This is a genomic window from Capsulimonas sp. (assembly GCF_039929585.1).
GTDB lineage: Bacteria > Armatimonadota > Armatimonadia > Armatimonadales > Capsulimonadaceae > Capsulimonas.
In genome coordinates this window covers 1-5465 of record NZ_JBDSQY010000181.1, presented here as the reverse complement: position 1 = coordinate 5465, position 5465 = coordinate 1, and the positions used below count along the sequence as shown (strand labels likewise).

Below are 5465 nucleotides of genomic sequence, written 5' to 3'. Positions count from 1 at the left end.
TTTACGGCTACTTGTCGAACGAGCAGGGCTGACAATGATCAGCACCCCTTTTACCCTGCGCAGCAGCTTGTTGGGAAAAAGGGGGAGACGAGCCTAAGCGAGTGGGGGAATAGGGCTCAAACGCGCTTGCTTCCCGCCCGAGCCTCTTTCAGCTCTTTCAGACGCGCCTCGCCAATCTTCTTCAGCGCCTCTTCCCACTCGTCTTTGTGCGCCGCCAGCGTGTCGCGAATGGTCGTCGCGATCGCCAAATTGCGATACCATTTGTGATTGCCGGGGATGATGTACCAGGGAGCATGGGGAGCCGCCGTCGCGCTGATAGCCTCCTGGTAAGCTTCCATATATTGATCCCAAAGCTCGCGCTCTTTCCAGTCGCCCGCGCTCAGCTTCCACGCCTTGCTGGGGTCCGCCTCCCGCGCTTTCAGACGCTCTTCCTGCTCGTCCTTGCTGATCATCAGATAGAATTTCATGATGATCGTGTTGGAATCCGCGAGCATGGCCTCGAAGTTGTTGATATGATCGTAACGTTTTTTGCAGGTCTTCTCATCGATGATTTTATGAACCTTCGTCACGAGCACATCTTCGTAATGCGAGCGGTTGAAGATCGTCATATTGCCCTTGCCGGGCGCCTGCTGGTGGATACGCCACAGGAAGTCGTGCGACACTTCTTCCGTCGACGGAACCTTGAACGACGCCACGGAGCAGCCCAGCGGATTGACAGCCGCCATCACATGGGTGATTGTGCCATCCTTGCCGCCGGTATCGGGCGCTTGCAGCACGATCAGGACGCTGTGCGTCTGTGCGGCGTACAGCAGGTCCTGAAGCGCATTGATCTCTTCACTGAGCTTCTGAATCTCCGGTTCGCACTTCTCTTTAGTGTTCTTGCCCTTTTCGTCCGGATCGTAGTCCTTGAGCCGAATCTTCTGCGGCTTGTCGATTTTGATTGCGTATGACATCCTTGCCCTCCCCAACGGTCTGAATACATAGTGTACGCAAAAATGCGCGCAATCAACCATGCAGACGCAAAAAAAGAGCGCACCGCCGAAGCGATACGCTCTTTTTGTTTTCAGTCTGGGAACTGGAAGGCGTGGTTAGAAGCCGCCCATGCCGCCCATTCCGGGCATGCCGCCGCCCATTCCACCGCCGCCGCCGCCTGCCGGGGCAGGGTTCTTGTCGGGGCGCTCGGCGATCAGGGTTTCGGTCGTCAGGATCAGGCCGGCGATGCTGGCCGCGTTTTGCAGCGCGGAGCGGGTCACCTTGGCGGGATCGACGATGCCCTGGGCCGCCAGGTCGCCGAACTCTCCGGTCGCGGCGTTGTAGCCGAGGCCGTTGCGCTTGATCTCATCGACGATGACCGAGCCTTCGACGCCCGCGTTGTTCGCAATCTGGCGCGCCGGCTCCTCAAGAGCGCGGCGGATGATCGCGACGCCGACCTTCTCGTCGCCGGTCAGCGTGAGGCTGTCCAGAACGGAGATGGCTTTGATCAGCGTGGCGCCGCCGCCGGCGACGATGCCTTCCTCAACCGCAGCGCGGGTGGCGGAAAGAGCATCTTCGATGCGGTGCTTCTTCTCTTTGAGTTCGGTCTCGGTCGCGGCGCCGACCTGGATGACGGCCACGCCGCCCGAAAGCTTCGCCAGGCGCTCCTGGAGCTTCTCACGGTCGTAGTCGCTGTCGGACTTCTCGATCTGAGCCTTGATCTGAGCGATGCGGCCCTGGATTGCTTCCACGGAGCCCTTGCCTTCGACGATCGTGGTGTCGTCCTTGGTCACGACGACGCGCTTGGCAGAGCCGAGCGAGGTCTCGTCGATGCTCTCCAGCTTGATTCCCAGGTCCTCGGTGACGAACTGGCCGGCGGTCAGCACGGCGATGTCCTCAAGGATGGCCTTGCGGCGGTCGCCGAAGCCGGGAGCCTTGACGGCGACGACGTTGATCGTGCCGCGCAGCTTGTTGACGACCAGTGTGGCGAGCGCCTCGCCGTCGACGTCTTCCGCGATGATCAGAAGCGGGCGGCCCTGGCGGACGACCTTCTCCAGAACGGGAAGCAGATCCTGGATGCTGGAGATCTTCTTCTCGAAAATCAGGATCAGGGGCTCGTCGAGAACGACTTCAAGCCGCTCGGCGTCGGTGACGAAGTACGGGGAGATGTAGCCCTTGTCGAACTGCATACCTTCGACCAGCTCCAGGGAGGTGGTCGTGCCCTTGCTCTCTTCGACCGTGATGACGCCGTCCTTGCCGACCTTGTCCATCGCGTCGGCGATCAGATCGCCGATCAGCGTGTTCTTGGCGGAGTTGGTGGCAACCTGCGTGATCGCTTCCTTGCCTTCGACCTTGATCGCCAGGCGGCCTATCTCAGCGACGACGGCGGAGACCGCGAGGTCGATGCCGCGCTTGACGGCGAGCGGGTTGGCGCCGGCCGCGACGTTCTTCAGGCCTTCGCGAACGATCGCCTGAGCCAGAACGGTAGCGGTGGTGGTGCCGTCGCCGGCGACGTCATTGGTCTTGGAGGCGACTTCGCGAACGAGCTGAGCGCCCATGTTCTCGAACTTGTCCTCGATCTCGATCTCTTTGGCGATCGTGACGCCGTCGTCCACGAGGGACGGGGAGCCGAACTTCTTCTCAAGCACAACGTAGCGACCGCGCGGTCCCAGGGTCACCTTCACGGCGTCGGCCAGGATATTGACTCCGCGCTCCAGCGCGCGGCGGGCCTGCTCATCGAACAACAGATCTTTTGCTGCCATCTCTGTGTGTTTCTCCTTCGGCGGGTCATCGCGACCGGCCTTGATATCTCAAAAACCCAAACGGGTCAAAATTCGCTGTTTCCGAACTAATCGTTCAGGATGCCAAGGACATCGTCGGCGCGCAGGATAATGACTTCCTCGCCCTTGACCTTGATCTCGGTGCCGCCGTACTTGGAGTAGACGACCTTGTCGCCCACCTTCACGTCGACCGTGCTGACCTTGCCGTTATCGAGCGTCTTGCCCGGTCCGACGGCCAGTACTTCGCCGCGCTGCGGCTTTTCTTTCGCGGTCTCCGGCAGGATGATTCCGCCGGCGGTTGTCTGCTCGGCTTCAAGAGCCTTGACGATGATCCGGTCGCCCAGTGGCTTCAGCATAGGTGTTGACCTCCCTCAATGGTTGTCGAGTAAAACTTGTGGAATGTTCCGTCCAGTATTATCCTCATTATTAGCACTCATGTCAAGCGAGTGCTAAACTTCTTCCGGATTTTTTCTTCGGTTTCTTGAGTGTGGGGCTATCAAGTAAGAAGATTGCGTTAGTTCAAAGGCCATCGGTTAAACGCCGACCGTTCCTTCCACTTTCTGCTCCTCCCAGTCGCACGGTGCTGGCTCTAAATCCGCTTCCAACGGATGCTGCTTGCCCCAGTCGGCCAGTGTCAGGATCACAGGGCGCAGACTGATCCCCAGTGGCGTCAGCGAATACTCCACCCTCGGCGGAACCTCAGGGTAGACCTCGCGATGGATCAGCCCGTCGCGCTCCATCTGACGCAATTCCTGGGTCAGTATCTTCGGCGAAACGATGCCTGTTCTCCCACCGGCGCCGCCATTGTTGACCCGGCGACGCAGCTCCGAGAAGCGCAGCGTTCCGTGGAACAGTTGATTGAGGACGATCAGTTTCCATCGTCCACCCACCAGGCGAAGCGTTCTTTCTGCTGGACAGCCGCCCACCATCGATCTCATGCAAAGCCTCCACGTCTGAAGCAGTAACGTCGTTTTTAGATACTATAGCACCTAAAGGTGCATACTAGACAGTCCTCGATTCACGCTTTATACTGACACCTGGCTGGCTAATTTTTGGCCAGCGACAACAATAGAAATCCGTGATGCCATAGGAGAGATCAATGAAAATTCTCATTGTAGGCGGCACAGGCTCCGTAGGTTCGGCGGTCATTGAAGCGCTCCAGGCGCGCGGCGCGGACATGCGGATTTTGATTCGTAAGCCGGAAGGCGCGGACAAGTTACCGACAGGGTTGGAAACGGTGGTGGGAGACCTGCTTGATCCCCCTTCCATTGAGGCTGCGCTTGACGGAGTGAATAAACTCTATTTGCTGAACGCCGTCACTCCCGAAGAATTGACTCAAGGCCTGATCGCTTACGATCTCGCTAAAAAGAGGAAGCTGGAGCACATTGTCTATCACTCGGTGTACCGGGTCGAGCGCTTCAAGGATGTCCCGCACTTTGCGGCAAAACTGGCGCTCGAAAACGCGATCCGGGATTTTGACCTCCCATTCACCATTATTCGCCCCAACTATTTCTTCCAGAATGACGTCACGTTAAAAGACCCGCTCATGAACGCTGGCCTCTACCCAATGCCGCTTGGCCCTGTGGGAGTCTCGGCGGTCGACATCCGGGATATCGCGGAGGCTACGGCCATTGCGCTGACGACCGATGGGCACATTGGCAAGACCTACAACCTGAACGGTCCCGATGTATTAAACGGTCCTCGCGTCGCAGAGATTTGGGGAAGCGTGCTTGGCAAAGAGATTCACTACACGGGACATGACATGGATCAGTTTGAGGCGCAAATGCGCCAGTCAGCTCCGTCGTGGTCGGCGTTCGATATCCGCATGATGTTCCAGGGGTATCTCGAACGGGGCTTCGAAGCGGAAACGGACGATCTGGAGATACTAACGGAACTGCTGGGCCATGCGCCTCGAAATTATCAGGACTTCGCGTCCGAGACCGCAAAGGCCTGGCAGGCTTGACGAAACGCAAACAAAAAGGAACAGCACAATGAGTGACACATCCCCGGGCATCGCGACTATCCCGCCGGACGATCCGCAGCGCAGACTCACCGTCGCGCGACCGAATGACGACGACAATCTTGTTCATCTGGGCGTTGTCGGCGATACCTATACGACCCTGCTCTCAGGCGTCGATACCGGCGGTCAGTATTGCCTGATCGATATGTATGTGCCGCCCGGCGGCGGCCCCCCGCCGCATCGCCACGATTTCGAGGAATCATTCACCGTTTTGGAAGGCGAGATTGAGGCCACCTTTCGAGGAACGAAATCGGTCGTACGAGCCGGCGAGACCGTCCATATTCCGGCAAACGCGCCGCATTTCTTTCGCAATGCTTCGGATGCTCCAGCACGTCTGCTCTGTATCTGCTCGCCTGCCGGCCAGGAAAAGTTCTTCGAAGAGATCGGCGTCCCAGTTGCGACCCGCATCACCCCGCCGCCGAAACCCGACGAAGCAGCCGTCGCGAAGTTCAGGGCCAAGGCGGAAGCACTCGCCCCGAAATACAAAACCGAACTTTTGAAGCCTGGGTAGCCACAGATGCCCGGCGATTAAAATCGCGGCTAGAAGTGCACGATGTGCCTCTCCGGGCACTCCAGAAACCTAGCGATTACGTATCTTTTCTGGAGGCAGCGAAGGCTGACATCGTGCACTTCTAGCCGCGATTTATGCGTTTTGATTTCTTAATGACGCAATCGGTCCACATGCAGCCGGC

The 5465-nt window shown here is 58.5% G+C and carries 6 protein-coding genes; 2 read left to right on the top strand and 4 right to left on the bottom strand.

Annotated features, from left to right (window positions below; genetic code table 11):
• Positions 1–116 precede the first annotated feature (116 nt).
• From ABIZ35_RS13170 to ABIZ35_RS13155, 4 genes are all read right to left on the bottom strand, one after another.
• The gene (locus tag ABIZ35_RS13170) at positions 117–953 is read right to left on the bottom strand and encodes a PPK2 family polyphosphate kinase (protein ID WP_348220370.1); all 837 of its coding nucleotides are present in this window, start codon (positions 951–953) and stop codon (positions 117–119) included.
• Between the two features lie 135 nt (positions 954–1088).
• Positions 1089–2735, bottom strand: coding sequence for a chaperonin GroEL (gene groL, locus ABIZ35_RS13165; RefSeq protein ID WP_348220369.1), 1647 nt, complete (start codon positions 2733–2735; stop codon positions 1089–1091).
• Positions 2736–2821: 86 nt separating this feature from the next.
• Positions 2822–3109: a co-chaperone GroES gene (gene groES, locus ABIZ35_RS13160; RefSeq protein WP_348220368.1), complete on the bottom strand. Its 288-nt coding sequence runs from the start codon at positions 3107–3109 to the stop codon at positions 2822–2824.
• 177 nt (positions 3110–3286) lie between these two features.
• On the bottom strand, positions 3287–3691 hold the full coding sequence (locus ABIZ35_RS13155; RefSeq protein WP_348220367.1) for a helix-turn-helix domain-containing protein: 405 nt from the start codon (positions 3689–3691) through the stop codon (positions 3287–3289).
• A 161-nt stretch (positions 3692–3852) separates the two neighbouring features.
• Between ABIZ35_RS13155 and ABIZ35_RS13150 the strand changes: the two genes are divergently transcribed.
• Both ABIZ35_RS13150 and ABIZ35_RS13145 read left to right on the top strand, forming a co-directional pair.
• Positions 3853–4716: an NmrA family NAD(P)-binding protein gene (locus ABIZ35_RS13150; protein ID WP_348220366.1), complete on the top strand. Its 864-nt coding sequence runs from the start codon at positions 3853–3855 to the stop codon at positions 4714–4716.
• Positions 4717–4744: 28 nt separating this feature from the next.
• Positions 4745–5284 carry a cupin domain-containing protein gene (locus ABIZ35_RS13145; RefSeq protein WP_348220365.1) on the top strand — a complete coding sequence of 180 codons (540 nt, stop codon included), beginning with the start codon at positions 4745–4747 and terminating at the stop codon, positions 5282–5284.
• Positions 5285–5465 lie beyond the last annotated feature (181 nt).